We start from the raw sequence: 18,639 nt of genomic DNA on the forward strand, positions 1-18,639 counted from the left end.
GACAGCGCCGATGGTACTGCAACCGAAGGGTTGTGGGAGAGTAGGACACCGCCGAACTTACCTTGAAGGTGAGGGCCTGGGCCCGGTCGAGACCAGCAGTCTCCCGGCTCAGGCCCTTTCCTTATGCCCGCCTGGCGTGATGCCCCACCAACCACACGCGATGCCCGCTCGATCACGCGTGATGCCCGCGCAGTCACGGATGATGCCTCTCCAATCACGGGCGATGCCCGTGCAGTCACGCGAGATGCCCCGCTGGGCACGCGAGATCCGCGGCCAATCACGCGAGTTCCGGGCTCCATCACGCGAGATCGGTCCCCACTCACGCGAATCCCGCCCCCGAGCACACCAACCGGCGACCCCGGAAAGACGGGCCGCCCGCCCAGAGCCGCAAACCGACCCTCCAGGCACGCAAACCGACCCTCCAGGCACGCGGACCGACCCTCCGGGTACGCCAGCCGACCGCCTGAGCAGGCGAACCCGCCCGGATCACGCAAGTCCCCCGCGGGAAGCCGGAACTGGCGTGACGGAAGAGGCCTCCCGCGTGATCAGGCGGGCATCTCCCGTGACTGCGCGGGCATCTCCCGTGACTGGAGGGGCATCACCCGTGATCCCACGGGCATCACTCCATAGCCGCGCAAGAGAAAGGGGCCAGGAGCGAAGCTCCTGGCCCCGGAACCCGAAACCGGACCTACTTGAGAGCCGAGCCGGCTTGCCAGTCGGCCCAGGACTTGGACCAGTCGCCGTACAGGTCCCATACCGGGAGCTGGGGGCCGCCTGAGTTGGTTACCTCCACGACGTCTCCCAATCCCATGTTCTGGAAGAACCACTGGGCGTTCGCGTCGTTCAGGTTGATGCACCCGTGGGACACGTTCGCGCTGCCCTGCTGGCTCACGCTGTTGGGGTTCTCGTGGACGAACTCGCCGTCGTTCGAAATGCGCTCCGACCACTTCTCGTTGGACCGGTACGCCTTCGGGTCCGGCGGGCAGACTCCGTACGTGCACGAATCCATCGTGTAGTTCGCCTGCTTGTCCGAAATGACGTGCGCGCCCAAATGGGTGGGTGTTGCGTCCTTGCCCATCGAGATCGGCATCGACTTGACCATCTGGCCGTTGTGGAAGATCTGCATCTGCTCGGTGTTGCCGTCCGCCTTGGCGATCCAGGAATCGTGCACCTTGTACGTCTCGGTGCGGTCCTCGGCGCCGAACACGCCGTTTCCGAAATCGACTCCGTAGATCTTCGCCGTCACCTTGAGCGTCGTGCCGGCCTTCCAGTACTCCTTCGGCCGGTAGTGGACGTTCGAGTCGTCGATCCAGTACCAGCCGCCCTCCTGCTTCGGGGTCGACTCGACCGTCAGCGCCTTCTCCACCGCCGCCTTGTTCTTCACGGCGATCTTGCCGAAGCTGAACACGATCGGCTGCCCCACGCCGACGCCCGTGCTCGCCACCGCGGACGGGGCCGGGATCAGGTTGGCGTTCGCCTGCTTCTTCGGCGACAGCGTCGTGATCTGGTTGTCCTGCTCGACCGGTTTCCCGTTGGCGCCCTGGGCGTGCGCGACGATCTTGTACGTCGCCCCGTAGCCGAGCGGCTCGGTCGACGTCCACGTCGACCCGTCCGGGGCGAGGGTGCCGGCCACCGTCTTCCCCTTGGCGGTGTTGGTCACCGTGACGTCGACGAGCTTCCCGTTGGCCGCCTTGACGACGATCGGCGTCGCCGGGTTCACCCCGGTGCCGCCCGCGGGCTCGAACGTCACCGCGACCGGCGTCTCGGACGCCGAGGCAGGCCCCGACGCCGGCGCCCCACCGGCGGGCGAACCGCCGTCGTCACCGGACGAGCAGGCGGAAAGCAGCAGTGCTCCGGCGAGGATTCCGGCCACCGAAAGTAAAATCTTCTTGGGGAGCATATTGTCTCTTTTTGGGAATTGGGATCGGCGGGCATTCGTCATCAAAACTACGCGATAGCGATGACGTCCTGACCGGCGGATCGGTGCATCGGCGTGACGCGGATCACGTGATGACGAGTCCCGGTGCGCCGTAAAGTCCCGGCCCGTCCACCGAAACCGCCTCCAGATACTCCCGCGCCGCCGTGTACGCCTCGTCCGCCAGCGTTTCCGTGTGCCCGAAATCCAGCGGGTTCACACGTACGGGTGCCGGTCCCGGCAGATACAGCACCGGCACTTCGGCCGCGGCCAGCGGCGCCTCCAGCACCGCCTGGTTGCGCATGCTGATCATCGCGGTAAACATCATCACCTCGGCGAACGTCCGCGGCGCGCCCGGCATCTTGCCCGGGAACGCGCAGTCGAGCACCACCAGCGACTTCGCGCCCATCGTCAGCGCCTGCCGCATCGGGACGTTCGCGACGAGCCCGCCGTCGTACAGCAGCCGCCCCTCGTGCTCCACCGGCGGGAAGATTCCCGGGATCGCGCAGCTGGCCAGCAGCGGCTCGAGCAGCCGCCCGGACCGGATCAGCAGCGGCTCGGCCGTGTCGACCTGCGTGGTGACGACGCCCAGCGGGATCGCCAGGTCCTCGAACCGCGTCTCGGCGCCGAGGTGCTCGGCGACGATCCCGGCCAGCCCGGTGTTGGGGAACAGGTGCGTCTTGCTTTGCGTCAGCATCCGGACCCGGCTGAGCACGCCGCCGGGGAAGGCCTCGTCGCGCGTCATGTGCGCCCAGATGCTGCGCAGGCTCGCGAGGGCGTCGCCGCCGAAGCGGGCGAGGACGGCCGCGTTGAGCGAGCCGACCGACGTGCCGACCGCCAGGTCCGGCGTCACCCCGGCGTCGGTCAGCGCGCGCAGCATGCCGACCTGCATGGCGCCGAGGCTGCCGCCACCGCCGAGGACGAAGCCGATCGGCCGGGGAAGATCCGCGAGACTCATACCGCCGAATGTAGTAAGCCCGACTTTCGCAGGTCGTGCGGGTCGCGCACCTGGCGTTAGCCTGCCGGGGTGGCCGAGCTGGAGCTGCGCCATCTCAGGGCCGTCCGCGCCGTCGCGGACGGCGGCAGCGTGAGCCGCGCCGCGACCGTGCTCGGCGTCAGCCAGCCCGCGCTCACCGCCCAGCTCAAGCGGATCGAGCGGATCCTCGGCGGCGAGCTGTTCGTCCGCGGCCCCAGCGGCGTGCGGCCCACCGAGCTGGGCCGGTTCGTGCTCGCCCGCGCCGACGCGCTGCTATCCGACATGCAGGCCCTCGTCGCCACCGCGCGGCGGCACGGCGAAAGCGGCCCCGGCACGCTGCGGATCGGGTACGTGCCGCTGCTGATCATCGGCCGGTTCATCGAGGAGCTGGGGGAGCTGGACCTCGACGTCCGGACGTACGCCGAACCCGCGTCGCTCACCCTGCTGAAGCTGCTCTCGACCGGCCGGGTCGACGTCGCCCTGCTGGAACGGTTCGACGGCACCGAAGCTCACCACTTCGCCGGCCTGGCCGTGCGGACGCTCGCCACCGAGCCGATCTTCGTCGGCATCGCCGAGGGGCATCCGGCGATCCGCGGCGGTGCCGTCGCACTCGCCGACCTGGCCGGCTGCGACTGGATCCTGCCGCCGCCGCACGAGAACTGCGTCCGCGTGCGGTTCGTGCAGGCGTGCGCGGCGGCCGGGTTCACGCCGCGCGTGCGGCACTTCACGTCGGAGGCGGGCACGGCCGGGACGTTGATCGCCCAGGGCGCGGTCTGCCTCGCGCAGGCGGCTTCGGCGCCGCCGCCGGGCCTGCTCGCGCTGCCGCTGGCAGGCGACCCGCTGTGGACGACGCTGTTGTTCGCGACGCGCGAGGACGACGCCCGCACGGCGGTGACCGACGCCGTGTTCCGGTGCGCGGAGGTCGCGCATGCCGCGTCCCGGCACCGGAATCCGCACTTCGCGCGGTGGTGCGGCGAGCGGCTCGCCGTCGTCCGGTAGGCGGCATAACGCCGGTGTTATCCCCGCTGGGATTACTGCCCGGCGCGGCAACGGGAGAAGCTCACGAAGTCCCCACCTGTTGCCGACAAGGAGCAACGAATGCACTTCAGACGAGCAAAGGCGCTCGGTGTGCTGTGTGCCGGGCTGGCCGCGCTGCTGGCCCCACCCGCGGCCGCGGCGCCGGAGGCGGCCACCACGCTGTCCATCAGCCAGCTGGTCCAGGAGCAGAACCAGTGGTGCTGGGCCGCGAGCGGCCTGACCATCGCCCGGTTCCTCGGCTACGGCACCGGCGTCAGCCAGAACACGTTCTGCGACTACTCCCGCGGCTACCCGGCCGGCTCGCAGTGCCCCAACCAACCCGGCGAGCTGACCTGGGTCCAGCGCGGCTACCAGGCGCTCGGCCTGCGGCCCGGCACGGTGACCGGCGCGCTCAGTTTCGCTTCGGTGCAGGGCGAAATCGGCGGCAGCCGCCCGATCGAGACGGGCATCTACTGGACGGCGGGCGGCGGGCACGCCCAGGTCATCTACGGCTACGACAGCAGCGGGCTCGTGTACTACGGCGACCCGTGGCCGAGCAGCCGGCGCTACAGCGCGATGGCGTACTCGAGCTATGTCCGCAATGGACAGTTCCAGTGGGCCCAGTCCCTCTACCGGATCGGGGCGTGACCATGAACCTGTTCCGTGGATGTGCCGTCCTGGTGGTGGCGCTGATGTTCGGGTTCGGCGGAACGGCGTCGGCAGCGCCGAAGGACGACGTCGCGGCCGCGGTCGCCTCGGCGGGGCCGCAGCTTTCGGCGTTCTTCGGCCAGCTCGACCGCCAGGCGGGCGTCGCCCGTGCCGCTGCTGCGCAGGCACCCGAAGTGGCCGGCGAGCCGCTGGCTGTGTATTCGCTGGACCCGGCGTTCGTCGCGGGAACCCCGGGAGCGGCACCGGCGTCGTTCGGCTTCTACGCGGTGCGCGCGAAGGCGTCGAGCGGGCGGCAGGCGACCGTGTGGGTGACGCGCGAAGCGTCCGGCTGGACGGCGACCAACTTCACGACCGGCACCGAGGAGCTGACGTTCCCTGCCCAGGCCGCCGGCGAGCTGGTGTTCACCGAACCGCAGGTCAACGCGTGGTACCGGGTACACGAGGGGCGCGTGCTGCCGCTCAACGACCCGGCCCGGCAGCGGGTCGGCGATGGGGTGACGGTGGCGGGGTACCAGCAGCTGGTGCACCGGCTGTACGGCGACAAGCTGCCGGGTTCGGCTTACCGGGCGCAGGGCAAGCTCGGTGGGTACGACCTGGCGTCGCCGCCGTCGCCCGGAGGGGGCGTGGGGTCCTGGCCGTTCGTCGCCGGCGGGGCACTGCTGGCGCTCGGGTTGATCGGCTGGGTCACCGGCAAGGCGGTGCGCGCTCGCCGCTGACGCCGGGAGGGTGCGGCTCGGGGGACCGGGCCGCACCCTCGCGGGCGTCGGGGGTTCGGGCGCCCCAACGTGGGCTTGGGTCGGGCGCGGCGAGGGCGGCGTTGGGTGCGGCGGGGGTTGGCCTCGGGTGGGTTGGGCGCGGCGAGGGGCCTGGGGAGTTGGGTGCGTCGCGCGCACCAGGGGGCGTTGGGCGCGGCGAGGGTGGCCTCGGGTGCGTTGGGCGCGGCGAGGGCGGCCTGGGGTGCAGCGCGGGTGGCCTTGGGGCGCTTGAGGTGGGGCCGGGCAGGGACGCGCTCGGTCAGGGGACGCGTTCGGGTTCCGGTTCCGGCGTCTCGACCGCCGCGAGGGCCTTGCGCTTCTTCAAGCGCAGCAAGAAGAACACTCCCACCGCTGCCAGTGCGGCGACCACGATCAAGCCGCCCGTGTTCAGGGCGCCTTCGATGCGCTTTGCCGCTTCGCCCAGGGCCGCGCCGATGCTGATGTGGACCAGGGACCAGCAGAACGCGCCCGCCGCGGCGGCGGGGAGGAACTTGCGGAACGGCAGGCCCGAGGTGCCCGCCGCTGCCGGGGTCAGCGTGCGGATCACCGGGAGGAACCGGGCGAAGAACACCGCCCAGGCGCCGCGGCGTTCCAAGACTCCGGTGGCCTTGTCCCAGGCGTCGAGGCCGTACTTGCGGATCAGTTTCGTCTCGCGCAGGCGCGGTCCGAAGCGGCGGCCGATCGTGTAGCCGAGTGCGTCGCCCGCTGTTGCGCACAACGTCACCACCAGCCACAGCACCAAGAAGCGCGGGACCGTGTTCGCCGTCGTCGCCGCGACGAGCAGCCCGGATTCGCCCGGGGCCAGGAAACCCAGCCCGATCGTGCATTCGGCGAACACCAGGCCGCCGGTCGCCGCGACGAGTCCCGGTTCCGGGAGTCCTTGCAGCCAGCTCAGAAGGTCCGAAACCAGGGCCATGCGATCCACTTTACCGATCCTTTAAGGACCGTCGAGTGACGTGCGTCACCTCGCCAGCAGGGACGCGGCTTCCTGGGCGGCGGGCCCTTCGGCGGCCAGGTGGGCCAGGTTCTCCGGGAGGACTTCGCCGCGGTGGGCCTTGGTCTGGGCGTACAGGCGTCCCGCGCGGTACGACGAGCGCACCAGCGGCCCGGCCATCACACCGGCGAAGCCCATCGCCTCCGCAGCCTGCGAGTGCTCCACGAACTCCTCCGGCTTGACCCACCGGTCCACCGGATGATGCCGCGGCGACGGACGCAGATACTGCGTGATCGTCAGGATCTCGCACCCCGCGTCGACCAGGTCCCGCATCGCCGGAGCCACCTCGTCCGGGGTCTCCCCCATCCCGAGGATCAGATTGGACTTCGTCACCAATCCGGCCTCACGCGCAGCCGTGATCACTTCCAGGGACCGAGCGTACCGGAATCCCGGACGAATACGCTTGAAAATCCGCGGAACTGTCTCCACGTTGTGCGCAAGAACCTCCGGCCGCGACCCGAAAACCTCCGCCAGCTGCTCCGGATCCGCATTGAAATCCGGAATCAGCAACTCCACACCCGTACCCGGATTCAACGCATGAATCTGCCGCACCGTCTCCGCATACAGCCACGCGCCACCATCGGGCAGGTCATCCCGCGCCACACCAGTCACCGTCGAGTACCGCAAACCCATGGCCTGCACGGACTCCGCGACCTTGCGCGGCTCGGTGCGATCCAACGCGGCAGGCTTACCGGTATCGATCTGGCAGAAATCACACCGCCGGGTGCATTGATCCCCGCCGATCAGGAACGTCGCTTCCCGATCCTCCCAGCATTCGTAGATATTGGGACACCCGGCCTCTTCACAGACCGTGTGCAAACCCTCACGCCGCACCAGACCCTTGAGTTCGGTGAACTCCGGGCCCATCCGCACCCGCGTCTTGATCCACGACGGCTTCTTCTCGATCGGCGTCTCACTGTTGCGCACTTCCAGGCGCAACAGCTTCCGGCCCTCAGGAGCAGCACTCACGCCCTCAACCGTACGCCCGTTCGGGCTAGGCCGGGTCGGGGGTGACGCCGGTCAGCTCCGCGGTGACGTCCCACAGCCGGGTGCCCAGCGACTCGCTGCGCGCGGCGGCCAGCGGGCGCAGCTTCACGGGGTAGCCGCGGACGCCGCCGAGGCCGCCCGGACCGATGTAGTCGCCGTTGCCGACGCCGTCCGCCGTCGCCGCGTACAGCTGCGGGAGCGTGCCCTGGCGGACGTTCTGCGCGAACAGCGTTTCGCCGATCCGGTGCCCGCCCGCGATCACCGAGCGGAGGATCGGGTTCGTGTACGAGCGCGCCATGCCGCTGCCGAGCCCGGTCGCGGTGTAGCCGGGGTGGGCGGCGACGCTGATGACGTCTTCGCCGCGCAGCCGCCGCGCCAGTTCCAGCGCGAACACCTGGTTGGCGAGCTTCGACTGGCCGTACGCCGCCGCCGGGTTGTAGCGGCGGTGCTCGCCGTTGGGGTCGTCGAGGTGGATGCGGGCGCCGACCGCCGCGAGGCTCGACAGCGTGACGATCCGGGCGTGCTTGCCGCCGCGCAGGGCAGGCATCAGCAGCCACGTCAGCGCCGCGTGGCCGAGGTGGTTGGTGCCGAGCTGCAGCTCGAACCCGTCGGCCGTGCGGCCGCGGGCGGTTGCCATCACGCCGGCGTTGTTGACCAGCACGTCCAGCGCGTCGCCGGTGCGTTCCCGCACCGACGCGGCCGCCGCGCGCACCGACGCGAGCTCGCTCAGGTCCAGTGGGACGAGCTCGGGTCCGGCGCCCGCGGCCACCGCGCGGACCTGGTCGAGGGCCTTCGCGCCGCGCTCGGCGGAACGGCAGGCGAGGAGCACGCGGGCGCCCTTGCCCGCGAGCACCTGGGCGGTGCGCAGGCCGAGCCCGGAGTTCGCGCCGGTGACCAGGACGGTCCGGCCGCTCTGGTCGGCGATGTCGGCTTCGGTCCAGCGCTGCGTCATGGTGACACTTAACTCCGTTTATGCACTGGGCGCGAGCAACCGGCGCAGGTGTCCGATCATCGGACGCCGGCGGACAGGCTCTTCGCGGCCGGTGCGCAGCAGTGCTTCGAACGCGTGGCCCACCTTGACGATCTCGTCGGCCGGCTCGCGCGGGTCGGCCAGCCCGGCCGTGACGGCCAGCATCCGCAGCTCGCCCTCGTGCATGCGGCGCAGCGAGGCGTGCCGCTCGTACGCGCCGTCGAGGACCGCGCGCAGGTCGGCGTGTTCCGCCGCGGCGGCCTGCCACGCGCGGGTGACGGCGTCGACGTTGTCTCCGAGACCGTCGGCGTCGTCCGGGTCGGCGACCTCGGCGCGCAGGCGGCCGCTCAGCGTCCGCGTCCACTGGTACTGCAGGGCGGCCAGGAGGTTTTCCTCGCTGCCGAAGTGCTCCTCGGCCCCCGGGACCTCGGCCAGCGGCAACGGCGCGCCCGGGTTCCGGGCCGCGCGGCGCACGGCGGCTTCGAGGATCTCCTGGCGCCGGTAGAAGTCGGTCCAGCTCATCGTGTGGCTCCCCTTCCGTGGCCCGGGTCATACCGCGGGTCTGCGGCATACTCCCGGTACGGACCTGACACGGCGAACATACCATGAGTATGGAGAGATCCTCCGGGCGTAAAGTTGTGAAGGTGGCGACAATGAGGTCCAGACGACTCGACTACTCCGAGTCGACGCGGTCCGCGCTGGTCGACAGCGCGGTCGAACTGTTCACCAAACGCGGTTACGCGGGTACCTCCCTCGACGAGATCGCCAAACGCGCGCGCGTCACCAAGGGCGCGCTCTACCACCACTTCAGCGGCAAGCAGGCGCTCTTCGAAGCCGCGTTCGACCAGGTCGAAAGCCTCGTCTACGACCGGCTCGACAAGATCGTCAACGGCGACGGCACCCCGTGGGAACGGGCGCTGGCCGGGCTCAACGCGTTCATCCGCGCCTGCCTCGACCCCGCCTACCAGCGGATCGCCATCCACGAGGCGCCGGTCGTGATGGGCTGGGAACGCTGGCGCGAGGCCGAGGAGCGGTGCAGCTTCGGGCTCGTGCGCTCGGGCCTGCAGTCGCTGATCGACGCGGGCGAGGTCGAGCCGGTCCCGGTCGAGGTCACCGCCCGGCTGCTGTTCGGCGCGCTGTCCAGCGCGGCGACCGAAATCGCCAGCTCGCCCGACCCGAAGAAGGTCGGGGCCCAGATCGAGGACGTCATCGTCCGCATGCTGGTCCGCCTGCGGCGCACGGAACCGGATGTCTCTATAGGCTGATCTTCGTGGACTTGAGGATCTTCACCGAGCCCCAGCAGGGGGCCAGCTACGACGACCTGCTGCGCGTCGCCAAGGCGACCGAAGCCGCCGGGTACGACGCGTTCTTCCGCAGCGACCACTACCTGAAGATGGGCTCGGCCGACGGCCTGCCCGGCCCCACCGACGCGTGGATCACCCTGGCCGGCCTGGCCCGCGAGACCAGCCGGATCCGGCTCGGCACGCTCGTCACCGCGGCGACGTTCCGGCACCCCGGCCCGCTGGCCATCTCGGTCGCGCAGGTCGACCAGATGTCCGGCGGCCGCGTCGAGTTCGGCCTCGGCTCCGGCTGGTACGACGCCGAGCACGAGGCGTACGGCCTGACGCTGCCGCCGCTGAAGGAGCGCTTCGACCGCTACGCCGAGCAGCTCGAGATCGTCACCGGCCTGTGGAAGACGCCGGTGGGCTCGACGTACTCGTTCTCCGGGCAGTACTACACGCTCAAGGACTCCCCGGCGCTGCCGAAGCCGGCGCAGTCCCCGGCGCCGCCGGTGATCGTCGGGGGCGGCGGCAAGAAGCGCACCCCGGCACTGGCCGCCCGGTTCGCCGACGAGTTCAACCTGCCCTTCGTCGACGCCGAGACGGCGGCGGCCCAGTTCGCCCGCGTCGACGAGGCGGCCAGGGAGATCGGCCGCGACCCCAAGGAGATCCTGCGCTCGGCGGCGCTGGTGATCGCGGTCGGCCGGTCCGACGCGGAGGTCGCGCAGCGGGCGTCGGTCCTCGGGCGCGACGTCGACGAGCTGAAGGCCAACGGCCTGGCCGGGTCGCCCGCCGAGGTCGTCGAGCGGATCGGGCAGTGGCGGGAGAAGACCGGCATCACGCGGCTCTACCTGCAGCTGCTCGATCTGTCCGATGTGGACCAGATCGAGCTGGTCGCCGCCGAGGTCGCGCCCCAGCTGGACTGAGCAGCCCCCGATTTCCAGGCTAGCGGAGGGTACCGACAGTTCCGGGCCCCGAACGCCGTGAATGCCACATTGAGGGACTTCAAGTCCCTCAATGTGGCATTCACGGACTTCAGTTCTGGAGGGCGAAGGTGACGCCGGGGGCCTGGGGAGCCTCGGGGCGGGGGAGCCAGCGGTCCTCGCTCACCGGCAGCTCGCCTTCCAGGGCCGCCAGGACCGCGTCGCGGGCCAGGGGCAGCACCGCCTCCACCGTCACGTCGCGCTGCAGCTCGTACGACAGCGACGTCACGCCCGCGTCGCGGATGCCGCACGGGACGATGGCGTCGAACGCCGACAGGTCCGCATTGCAGTTCAGCTCGAAGCCGTGCATCGTCACGCCGCGCTGGACGCGGATGCCGATGGCTGCGATCTTCCGCTCGATGCCGCGGTCGTCCGCCGGGATCCACACGCCGCTGCGGCCCTCCACGCGGCCGCTGTGCACGCCCAGCTGGTCGCACACGTGGATCAGCGCCTCCTCCAGGCGCCGCACATAGTGCACGACGTCGATCGGGTCGGCGAGCTTGACGATCGGGTAGCCGACCAGCTGGCCGGGACCGTGCCAGGTGATCTTGCCGCCGCGGTCGACGTCGATCACCGGGGTGCCGTCCACCGGCCGGTCCGCCGGCTCGGTGCGCTTGCCCGCGGTGTACACCGACGGGTGCTGCAGCAGGAGCATCGTGTCCGGTGCGGTGCCGTCCGCACGGGCCGTCAGGAAGCTGCGCTGGAGCTCCCAGGCTTCGGTGTAGTCGATCGTGCCGAGCTCCCGGACGTCGACGGGCTCGGCGCTGGCGCGGCAGGTACGGGAAGAACTCACCCGTCGAGGCTACGCCGGTCACCCGGGGGAAGCAGCCGCAAGGCACATGCTGAGAGCAGCCCGACACCGGTCACCGCCAGCACTGCGCCGATCGTGTCGGTGACCCAGTGCACCCCGAGCACGACCCGGCAGGCCGCCGCCAGCACCACCGCGGCCGCCACGGCCACCGCCACCCGTTTCACCAGGTGCGGCCACAGCCACGCGCACAGCAGCAGGAGCACGAACCCGGTGCTCGCCACCGCCGTCACGTGCCCGCTCGGGTAACTCAGGTCCGGGTAGTCACGCGGACGTTCCCGCAGGAAGACCGGCTTGAACACCAGGCTCGTCAGCCGGCACAGCAGCAGCACGACAGCCAGCCGGACGCACAACCCGAGATAGGCCCGCCGTCGCAGCGCCAGCGCGAGCAGCGCCACGCCGAGGACGTACGGCAGCACCGGGCCGAGGATGTCGCTGCCGATCTCCGCCACCCGCCCGAGCGGCTGCGTGTAGACGCCGTGGAGGGCGTTCGCGACCTGGGCGTCGAGCGTCAGCGGCTGCCGGGCGACGCCGAGCCCGAGCGCGAAGAAGGCGGCGGCCAGCGCGAACCCGACGACGAGCCAGCGCTTGAGCGGGACGGTCATGCCGCCGCGAGCGCGCCGGCCAGCGTGCGGTGCCGGAACGCGTAGCCCGAGTGCTCCAGCGCGGCCGGGACGGCCCGCTGCCCGTACAGCGCCATCTCCTCGCCCGCCTGGCCGAGCGCGGCCTTGAGCGCGATCCCCGGCACCCACCACGGCGCGGGCCGGTGCAGCGCACGGCCGACGGCCCGGGTGAACTCCGCGTTCGTCACCGGCTCCGGCCCGGTCAGGTTCACCGGCCCGGAGACGTCTTCATGCGTCAGGACGTGGACGATCGCGCCGACCTCGTCGTCGAGGGAGATCCACGGCATGTACTGGCGGCCGGAGCCGAGCCGCCCGCCCAGGCCCAGCCGGAACAGCGGGCGCAGCAGCCCGTACAGCCCGCCCCGCGCCGACAGCACCAGCCCGGTCCGGATCTTGACCACGCGGGCGTCCCCGGCCGCGGCCGTCGCCCCTTCCCACGCTTCGCACAGCTCGGCGAGGAAACCGCGCCCGCGCGGCGCCGACTCGTCCACAATGGACGACCCGGCGTTGCCGTAGTAGCCGACCGCGGACGCGTTGACCAGCACGCCGACGCCGTGTTCGGCGACGGCTTCGGCGAGCACCTCGGTCGGCTCGACCCGGCTGTCGGTGAGCTGCTGCTTGCGCATCGCGCTCCACCGGCCGGGGAACAGCCGCTTGCCGCCCAGGTTCACGACGGCGTCGACGCCCTCGAACGCGCCGCTCGCGATGGTGCCCGACGGCGGATCCCAGCGGAATTCGCCGCCCTCGCGGGCCTCCCGCCGCACCAGGCGCCGGACTTCGTGACCCTCGCGCCGCAGGCGGTCGCCGAGCGCCGACCCGATCAAGCCGCTCGCGCCGGCGATCAGTACTCGCATGGTCCGATCGTGGCCCATCCCGGTTCCGGGCGCACGCCCAGGTCCCGCGCGAACGCGGCCAGGTCGGACAGGATCGCCACGCCGAACGGGGCGAGCGGGACGTCCGGGAAGTCCGTGCCGGTGTAGAACATCGCGATCGTCGCCCCGCCCGTGGACAGGCCGAACCCGCGGCTGCGCGGCAGGACCCCGCCCTTGAACAGCACGGGCTCGCCCTCGTACCGCGCGGTGGCGCCCAGCTTCCGGCGCGCGAGCCGGGCGGCCGGGGTGTCCGCGGTGGCGAGGTGGCGGTGGAAGGCGAACAGCTGCGCGGCGGTGCCGTGCGCGGTGCCCTGTGTCCAGGCCCACTCCGCCGCATCGGAAACCGGCTCGCCCCGGACGCGGTCCAGGACTTCCCGCCGGAACGCGGGATCGGCGGTGAACCGGGCGGTCAGGTCGCCCTCGCCGGGGAAGTACGAACGCAGCGTTTCGCCGCAGAACCACCGCAGGTCCGCGCCGGCCCAGCCGCCGTCCGCCGCCGCGGCCCGCAGTGCGTCGTCGCCGAGGCGGGCCCGCAGGTAGTCGGGGGCGGCGTTGTCGCTTTCGGTGATCATCGCCGTGGCGATCGCGTCCAGCGGGACGCGCTGTTCCGGGTCGCGGGCGACGCCGAACTCGTCGCAGCCGACGCCCAGCGCCGTCAGGGCCCGGTGGTGGGCACCCGCGCCCCGCGGGCCGTCGCCCTCGAAGGGGTGCCAGGCGTCCCAGTCGCCGACCCGGACCGGCTCGGCCGGATCGAGCCCCTCGGCGACCGCGGTGGTGTAGGCGAGCAGGTGGACGACCTTGATCGTCGAAGCCAGGACACGCGGCACATCGGCGTTGTGCGCCAGGTGACAGTGGCCGTCGTCCGCGACGACCGAGACGTCGTCGCGGTGCGCGGCGAACCACGTCGGCTCCGCCATCCCCGGTCCCTTCCCGAATGCCCCGGATGCTCCGAAGGCCACCATCAGGGCGTCAGACGCCCTGATGGTGGCCTTCAGAGGCTTTCAGTTGCTCAGAGGCCGAGCTCGTCCTCGAAGTTGCCCTCTTCCAGACGCTGCTTGATCGTCGTCAGGAAGCGGCCCGCGTCGGCCCCGTCCACCAGGCGGTGGTCGTAGGTCAGCGGGAGGTACACCATCGACCGGATCGCGATCGTGTCGTTGCCGTCGGCGTCGGTGATGACCACCGGGCGCTTGACGACCGCGCCGGTGCCGAGCATGCCCGACTGCGGCTGCACGATGATCGGCGTGTCGAACAGCGCGCCGTTCGAGCCGATGTTCGTGATGGTGAACGTGCCACCGGTCAGCTCGTCCGGCTTGATCTGGCTGGCACGGGCCCGCGCCGCCAGGTCGGCGATGCGGTGCGCGAGACCGGCCAGGCTCAGCTCGCCCGCGTCGTGGATGACGACCGAGAGGAGACCCTTTTCGGTGTCCACCGCGATGCCCAGGTGCACGGCGCCGTGGTAGGTGATCTCCTTCGTTTCCTCGTTGTAGGACGCGTTGACGTTCGGGTGCTGCTTGAGCGCCTCGACCGTGGCCTTCGCGAAGAACGGCAGGAACGTCAGGTTGACGCCCTCGCGCTCCTTGAAGGCCGCCTTCGCGCGCTGGCGCAGCTTGGCGATCTTCGTGACGTCGACCTCGTGCACCTGCGTGAGCTGCGCGGAGACCTGCAGCGACTCGCGGGTCTTGGTGGCCGTGATCTGGCGGATCCGGCTCGCCTTCTGCACGGTGCCGCGCAGTGCCTGGACCTCCGGGGACACCGCGGCGGCCCGCGGGGCGGACGGCGCCGACGAGGCAGCGGCAGCCGGAGCGGCGGCCGGGGCCGGCGCCTGCTGCTTCTGCTTCGCCTCGGCCGCGGCCAGGACGTCCTGCTTGCGGATCCGGCCGCCGACGCCGCTGCCGGTCAGCGTCGAAAGGTCGATGCCGTGCTCGGCGGCCAGCTTGCGGACCAGCGGCGTGACGTACGGGCCGTCGGCCGAGCCGTCCTTCGCCGCGGCGGCCGGGGCCGACTGCGTCGCGGCCGCCGCCGGGGCGGCCTGCGGAGCCGGCGTGGGCTCCGGCTTCGGCTCGGGCTTGGCCTGCTGCTGGACCGGCTCGGGCTTGGGCTCCGGCTTCGGTTCCGGCTTGGGCTCGGGCTTCGGCTCCGGCTTGGCTTCGGCCTTCGGCGCCGCGTTCGCGTCGCCGATCACGGCCAGGACGCCGCCGACCTCGACGGTCTCGTCCTCGCCCGCGCGGATCTCCAGCACCGTGCCCGCCACTGGCGACGGCACCTCGGTGTCGACCTTGTCGGTCGAGATCTCCAGCAGCGGCTCGTCGACCTCGACGGTGTCGCCGACCTGCTTCAGCCACCGCGTGACGGTGCCCTCGGTGACGCTCTCGCCCAGCTCGGGCAGCTTCACCTCGGTGCCCTCGCCACCGGAGGCCGGCGCGGTGTCGGGCTTGCTCGGCGCGCTCTCCTCGGCCTGGGCCTGCGGCTCCGGCTGCGAAGGCTGCTCGGGCTCTTCCTGCGCCGGGGCGGAGGACTCGGGCACCCCGCCGGTGCCGTCGTCGATCACGGCGAGCTCGCCGCCGACCTCGACGGTCTCGTCCTCCTGGGCGCTGATCTTCACGACCGTGCCCGCCACCGGGGAGGGCACCTCGGTGTCGACCTTGTCGGTCGAGATCTCGAGCAACGGCTCGTCGACCTCGACAGTGTCGCCCTCCTGCTTAAGCCACCGGGTGACGGTGCCTTCGGTGACGCTCTCCCCGAGCTCCGGCAACGTGACGGAGTAGGCCATCGTTCGCTGACTCCTCTTCCAAGTTCTGCGTGGTCTGGATTCTGCTGGTGAGACGTCAGCTGTGCACGTGCAGCGGCTTGCCCGCGAGGGCAAGGAACGCTTCACCGAGGGCCTCGGTCTGGGTCGGGTGGGCGTGGATGAGCGGCGCGACGTCCTCCGGGAAGGCCTCCCAGCTGTAGATCAGCTGCGCTTCGCCGATCAGCTCGCCGACGCGGTCGCCCACCATGTGCACGCCGACGACCGGGCCGTCCGGCGCCTTGACCAGCTTCACCCCACCGGAGGTCTTGAGGATCTGGCTCTTGCCGTTGCCGCCGAGGTCGTAGGTGAACGTCGTGACGCCCGCGCCGTACTTGTCCTTGGCCTGCGACTCGGTCAGCCCGACCGACGCGACCTCCGGGTGCGAGTAGGTGACCCGCGGGATGCCGCTCTCGTCGATCACGCGCGGGTTCAGCCCGGCGATCTCCTCGGCGACGAAGATGCCCTGCTGGAAGCCGCGGTGCGCGAGCTGCAGGCCCGGGACGATGTCGCCGACGGCGTAGACGTTCGGCAGGTTCGTGCGCAGCCGCTCGTCGGTGAGGACGAACCCGCGCTCGATCTTGACGCCGGCCTCCTCGTAGCCGTGGCCCGCCGAGTTCGGCCCGCGGCCGACGGCGACCAGCAGCAGGTCGGCCTCGAGGGTCTCGCCCGACTCCAGCGAGACGCTCACGCCGTTGTCGTCCTGCTTCGCGCCGGTGAACTTCACGCCGGTCTTGAAGGCGATCTTGCGGCGGCGGAAGGCGCGCTCGAGCTGCTTGGACGCGAACTCGTCCTCGTTCGGGACCAGCCGCGGCAGGGCCTCGACGATGGTGACGTCGACGCCGAAGGAGGCCCAGACGCTGGCGAACTCGACGCCGATGACGCCGCCGCCGAGCACCACGACCTTCTTGGGGACGTAGTCGAGCGCGAGCGCCTGCTCGCTGGCGATGATGCGGCCGCCGAGCTCCAGGCCGGGCAGCGTGCGCGAGTACGAGCCGGTGGCGAGGATGACGTTCTTGCCGGTGTAGCGGGTGCCGTCCACCTCGACGGTCGTGCCGCCGACGAACGTGCCGCTGCCCTCGACGAGGTTCACCTTGTGCGCCTTGGCCAGGCCCTGCAGGCCCTTGTACAGGCGGGCGATGATGCCGTCCTTGTACTTGTTGACCCCGGCGATGTCGATGCCCTCGAAGGCGGCCTTGACGCCGACCGCCTCGGCTTCACGGGTCTCGTCGGCGACCTCGGCGGCGTGCAGCAGGGCCTTGGTCGGGATGCAGCCCCGGTGGAGGCACGTCCCGCCCAGCTTGTCCTTCTCGATCAGCGTGACGGAAAGGCCCAGCTCGGCCGCGCGGAAAGCCGCGGCGTAGCCGCCCGATCCGCCTCCCAGGATCACAAGGTCGGCGGAGGTGTCGGTCACTTCAATAACTCCTCGGCAAGCGGTGGGGTGATGCTCTGTCGCCGCGCGCGCCCGGTATAACCGCGCGCGCGACATCCGCCATCTTGTCACTACGCCGAACGAGGCTGCGACCTAGCCGGGTGTGCGACGCCGACCACACGCGGACATCCGGATAATGAGTGGTGAATCTCTCGGGAGGGAAGGTGGTCGAGGTGGGGCTCTTCGACTCGCTGCGCAGGCGGGCCAAGGGGGGTCAGCGGGCCGGCACGCTGCGGAAAGCCAGCTCCGAGGACACCCGCCACCTCGAGGAATGGGCCGCCACCCGGCGCGGGGTCGAGGCCTATGTGGAGCCGAAGACGAACGTCACCGACACCACTGTGGTGTTGATCGCCCACGACGGCGAATGGACCCGCCGCCGCATCGGCAGCCTGGAGGCCGCGCAGCAGTTCGGCCACCGCCGGTCCATCCCGGTCTACGAGGTGGCACGCGTCGGCTACCCGAAGCGCATGCGCGAGTACACCGAGCGGAAGAAGCGCGGCCAGGTCTAGGTGGACCGCGACGCGTACCTGGAGGCCGCGGTCCGCGACGTGCTGACCGGCGACGCCGACGCCCGCATCGGCCACGCGGCCCTGCTGCTGGCGGCATCCGGGGCGGCCGCGGACGCCGATCGCCTGGTCCGGCAGTGGCAGGCCCGCACCGGACGGCCGGTCACCGCGCTGGTGCCCTCGGCGGTGGCGGCCCGCGCCTGGGAGATGCTCTTCGAGGCCCGCGGCGAACGTCCGGACTGGGCCGCCGCGCTCCCGCCCCTGGACCTCGACGCCGAGGAACGCGCGCACGTGGCGTACCTCGCCCGGCCGGTCTCGGGGTTCGACGGGACCCCGCTCGCGCCGGTCGCCCAGGTCGTCGCGCCCTCCCGCCCGGACCGGCTCCGCGCCGCGGTCGCCCGCGGTGACCTGCGGGAATGGGCTTCCCTGGCCGGGCGTCAGGCACTCCCGGACGTGGCCTCGCTGGCGGCGTCCCGGACGCTGGCGCCCCGGCTGGCCGCCGGCGCCGACCCGCTCGGCCTGGGGGAGTGGGCGGGCGTCTGCGCGGACGCGCTCGTGGCCGCACTTTTTCGGAGATTTCCGCCGGACACGGGATCGTGGTCCGACCTCGTCGGAGAGATCCTGCGGTTACGCGGGCTGCGCACGGCACCGCCCCCGGCGTCCCCGCGGGCCGTCGACGCCGCCGAGGCCCGGCTGGGCGTCCGGCTGCCGCACCGGGAGTTCCTGCTGACGTGCGACGGGCTGCCCGCCGACGTCGTCTTCCCGCGGCTGCTGGGCACCGCGGAACTGCGGGTCGTCGACGACGTGCTGGTGCTGTCCGACCCGGCGGTGCTGCTGTACGCGCGGGGGCACGTGGTGGAGGTCGACCCGGTGCTCGGCTCGACCGTCCACGACTCGGTGCGGGCGGTGCTGGAGCAGCACCTGCGGCTGCTCCAGCAGAGCGCCTAGCCCAGTGCCTGCTTCGCGCCCGGGTGAGCTGAAAGGCCCTTTCGTCTCGTCCGGTGCGATGAAAGGGACTTTCATCGCGTCAGACGCCAGGAACGTCCCTTTCAGCCCGCGCCGACCCA

General features: G+C 71.4%; 19 protein-coding genes. 7 read left to right on the forward strand and 12 right to left on the reverse strand.

The features are described from left to right. Positions 1–688 precede the first annotated feature (688 nt). The gene (locus ABJI51_RS43170) at positions 689–1,900 is read right to left on the reverse strand and encodes a L,D-transpeptidase (protein ID WP_348956727.1); all 1,212 of its coding nucleotides are present in this window, start codon (positions 1,898–1,900) and stop codon (positions 689–691) included. Between the two features lie 103 nt (positions 1,901–2,003). Beyond that, positions 2,004–2,873 (reverse strand): patatin-like phospholipase family protein, encoded by an 870-nt coding sequence (locus ABJI51_RS43175; RefSeq protein WP_348956728.1) that lies wholly within the window; start codon positions 2,871–2,873, stop codon positions 2,004–2,006. 69 nt (positions 2,874–2,942) lie between these two features. Here ABJI51_RS43175 and ABJI51_RS43180 point away from each other — a divergent pair, with 69 nt between their 5' ends. From ABJI51_RS43180 to ABJI51_RS43190, 3 genes are all read left to right on the forward strand, one after another. Continuing rightward, complete coding sequence (locus tag ABJI51_RS43180; RefSeq protein WP_348956729.1) at positions 2,943–3,890, forward strand: LysR family transcriptional regulator; 948 nt, start codon at positions 2,943–2,945, stop codon at positions 3,888–3,890. A 99-nt stretch (positions 3,891–3,989) separates the two neighbouring features. Further along, complete coding sequence (locus ABJI51_RS43185) at positions 3,990–4,556, forward strand: papain-like cysteine protease family protein (RefSeq protein ID WP_348956730.1); 567 nt, start codon at positions 3,990–3,992, stop codon at positions 4,554–4,556. Continuing rightward, positions 4,553–5,293 (forward strand): hypothetical protein, encoded by a 741-nt coding sequence (locus tag ABJI51_RS43190; protein ID WP_348956731.1) that lies wholly within the window; start codon positions 4,553–4,555, stop codon positions 5,291–5,293. The genes ABJI51_RS43185 and ABJI51_RS43190 overlap by 4 nt, the downstream gene beginning before the upstream one ends. A gap of 298 nt (positions 5,294–5,591) precedes the next feature. On the opposite strand, the gene ABJI51_RS43195 is transcribed toward ABJI51_RS43190, so the two are convergent. The 4 genes from ABJI51_RS43195 to ABJI51_RS43210 are packed head-to-tail and all read right to left on the reverse strand — an operon-like array spanning position 5,592 to position 8,805. Then, positions 5,592–6,248 carry a DedA family protein gene (locus ABJI51_RS43195; protein ID WP_348956732.1) on the reverse strand — a complete coding sequence of 219 codons (657 nt, stop codon included), beginning with the start codon at positions 6,246–6,248 and terminating at the stop codon, positions 5,592–5,594. 45 nt (positions 6,249–6,293) lie between these two features. Beyond that, positions 6,294–7,295 carry a lipoyl synthase gene (gene lipA / locus ABJI51_RS43200; RefSeq protein WP_348956733.1) on the reverse strand — a complete coding sequence of 334 codons (1,002 nt, stop codon included), beginning with the start codon at positions 7,293–7,295 and terminating at the stop codon, positions 6,294–6,296. 25 nt (positions 7,296–7,320) lie between these two features. Then, positions 7,321–8,265: an oxidoreductase gene (locus ABJI51_RS43205; RefSeq protein WP_348956734.1), complete on the reverse strand. Its 945-nt coding sequence runs from the start codon at positions 8,263–8,265 to the stop codon at positions 7,321–7,323. Positions 8,266–8,283: 18 nt separating this feature from the next. Then, on the reverse strand, positions 8,284–8,805 hold the full coding sequence (locus ABJI51_RS43210) for a hypothetical protein (RefSeq protein WP_348956735.1): 522 nt from the start codon (positions 8,803–8,805) through the stop codon (positions 8,284–8,286). Positions 8,806–8,936: 131 nt separating this feature from the next. Between ABJI51_RS43210 and ABJI51_RS43215 the strand changes: the two genes are divergently transcribed. Beyond that, a complete protein-coding gene (locus ABJI51_RS43215) occupies positions 8,937–9,548 on the forward strand; it encodes a TetR/AcrR family transcriptional regulator (RefSeq protein WP_348956736.1) in 612 nt (203 codons plus the stop codon). 5 nt (positions 9,549–9,553) lie between these two features. Next, entirely contained in the window at positions 9,554–10,489 is a 936-nt protein-coding gene (locus ABJI51_RS43220) for an LLM class F420-dependent oxidoreductase (RefSeq protein WP_348956737.1), read from the forward strand. Between the two features lie 109 nt (positions 10,490–10,598). Here ABJI51_RS43220 and lipB read toward each other — a convergent pair whose 3' ends face one another. The 6 genes from lipB to lpdA form a co-directional block, all read right to left on the reverse strand. After that, positions 10,599–11,339 (reverse strand): lipoyl(octanoyl) transferase LipB, encoded by a 741-nt coding sequence (gene lipB / locus ABJI51_RS43225; RefSeq protein WP_348956738.1) that lies wholly within the window; start codon positions 11,337–11,339, stop codon positions 10,599–10,601. Then, on the reverse strand, positions 11,336–11,959 hold the full coding sequence (locus tag ABJI51_RS43230) for a phosphatase PAP2 family protein (RefSeq protein ID WP_348956739.1): 624 nt from the start codon (positions 11,957–11,959) through the stop codon (positions 11,336–11,338). Before ABJI51_RS43230 ends, lipB begins: the two co-directional genes overlap by 4 nt. Next, positions 11,956–12,831: a TIGR01777 family oxidoreductase gene (locus ABJI51_RS43235; RefSeq protein WP_348956740.1), complete on the reverse strand. Its 876-nt coding sequence runs from the start codon at positions 12,829–12,831 to the stop codon at positions 11,956–11,958. The genes ABJI51_RS43230 and ABJI51_RS43235 overlap by 4 nt, the downstream gene beginning before the upstream one ends. Beyond that, entirely contained in the window at positions 12,819–13,766 is a 948-nt protein-coding gene (locus tag ABJI51_RS43240) for a serine hydrolase (RefSeq protein ID WP_348956741.1), read from the reverse strand. The genes ABJI51_RS43235 and ABJI51_RS43240 overlap by 13 nt, the downstream gene beginning before the upstream one ends. A gap of 92 nt (positions 13,767–13,858) precedes the next feature. Then, positions 13,859–15,619, reverse strand: a complete 1,761-nt coding sequence (gene sucB, locus ABJI51_RS43245) for a 2-oxoglutarate dehydrogenase, E2 component, dihydrolipoamide succinyltransferase (protein ID WP_348956742.1) — start codon at positions 15,617–15,619, stop codon at positions 13,859–13,861. Between the two features lie 55 nt (positions 15,620–15,674). Further along, complete coding sequence (gene lpdA / locus ABJI51_RS43250; protein ID WP_348956743.1) at positions 15,675–17,048, reverse strand: dihydrolipoyl dehydrogenase; 1,374 nt, start codon at positions 17,046–17,048, stop codon at positions 15,675–15,677. A gap of 182 nt (positions 17,049–17,230) precedes the next feature. Here lpdA and ABJI51_RS43255 point away from each other — a divergent pair, with 182 nt between their 5' ends. Both ABJI51_RS43255 and ABJI51_RS43260 read left to right on the forward strand, forming a co-directional pair. Further along, the gene (locus ABJI51_RS43255) at positions 17,231–17,575 is read left to right on the forward strand and encodes an oxidoreductase (protein ID WP_348956744.1); all 345 of its coding nucleotides are present in this window, start codon (positions 17,231–17,233) and stop codon (positions 17,573–17,575) included. Then, a complete protein-coding gene (locus ABJI51_RS43260) occupies positions 17,576–18,520 on the forward strand; it encodes an SMI1/KNR4 family protein (RefSeq protein WP_348956745.1) in 945 nt (314 codons plus the stop codon). The last annotated feature ends 119 nt before the right edge of the window (positions 18,521–18,639 follow it).

The organism is Amycolatopsis melonis, assembly GCF_040064235.1.
Taxonomy (GTDB): Bacteria; Actinomycetota; Actinomycetes; order Mycobacteriales; family Pseudonocardiaceae; genus Amycolatopsis; species Amycolatopsis melonis.

What these genes read in the sequence shown, in the direction of transcription:
- ABJI51_RS43170 (WP_348956727.1), bottom strand. Translation starts at nt 1,900, where the DNA reads ATGCTCCCCAAGAAGATTTTACTTTCGGTGGCCGGAATCCTCGCCGGA.
- ABJI51_RS43175 (WP_348956728.1), bottom strand. Translation starts at nt 2,873, where the DNA reads ATGAGTCTCGCGGATCTTCCCCGGCCGATCGGCTTCGTCCTCGGCGGT.
- ABJI51_RS43185 (WP_348956730.1), top strand. Translation starts at nt 3,990, where the DNA reads ATGCACTTCAGACGAGCAAAGGCGCTCGGTGTGCTGTGTGCCGGGCTG.
- ABJI51_RS43195 (WP_348956732.1), bottom strand. Translation starts at nt 6,248, where the DNA reads ATGGCCCTGGTTTCGGACCTTCTGAGCTGGCTGCAAGGACTCCCGGAA.
- ABJI51_RS43205 (WP_348956734.1), bottom strand. Translation starts at nt 8,265, where the DNA reads ATGACGCAGCGCTGGACCGAAGCCGACATCGCCGACCAGAGCGGCCGG.
- ABJI51_RS43210 (WP_348956735.1), bottom strand. Translation starts at nt 8,805, where the DNA reads ATGAGCTGGACCGACTTCTACCGGCGCCAGGAGATCCTCGAAGCCGCC.
- ABJI51_RS43215 (WP_348956736.1), top strand. Translation starts at nt 8,937, where the DNA reads ATGAGGTCCAGACGACTCGACTACTCCGAGTCGACGCGGTCCGCGCTG.
- ABJI51_RS43230 (WP_348956739.1), bottom strand. Translation starts at nt 11,959, where the DNA reads ATGACCGTCCCGCTCAAGCGCTGGCTCGTCGTCGGGTTCGCGCTGGCC.
- ABJI51_RS43235 (WP_348956740.1), bottom strand. Translation starts at nt 12,831, where the DNA reads ATGCGAGTACTGATCGCCGGCGCGAGCGGCTTGATCGGGTCGGCGCTC.
- ABJI51_RS43240 (WP_348956741.1), bottom strand. Translation starts at nt 13,766, where the DNA reads ATGGCGGAGCCGACGTGGTTCGCCGCGCACCGCGACGACGTCTCGGTC.
- sucB (WP_348956742.1), bottom strand. Translation starts at nt 15,619, where the DNA reads ATGGCCTACTCCGTCACGTTGCCGGAGCTCGGGGAGAGCGTCACCGAA.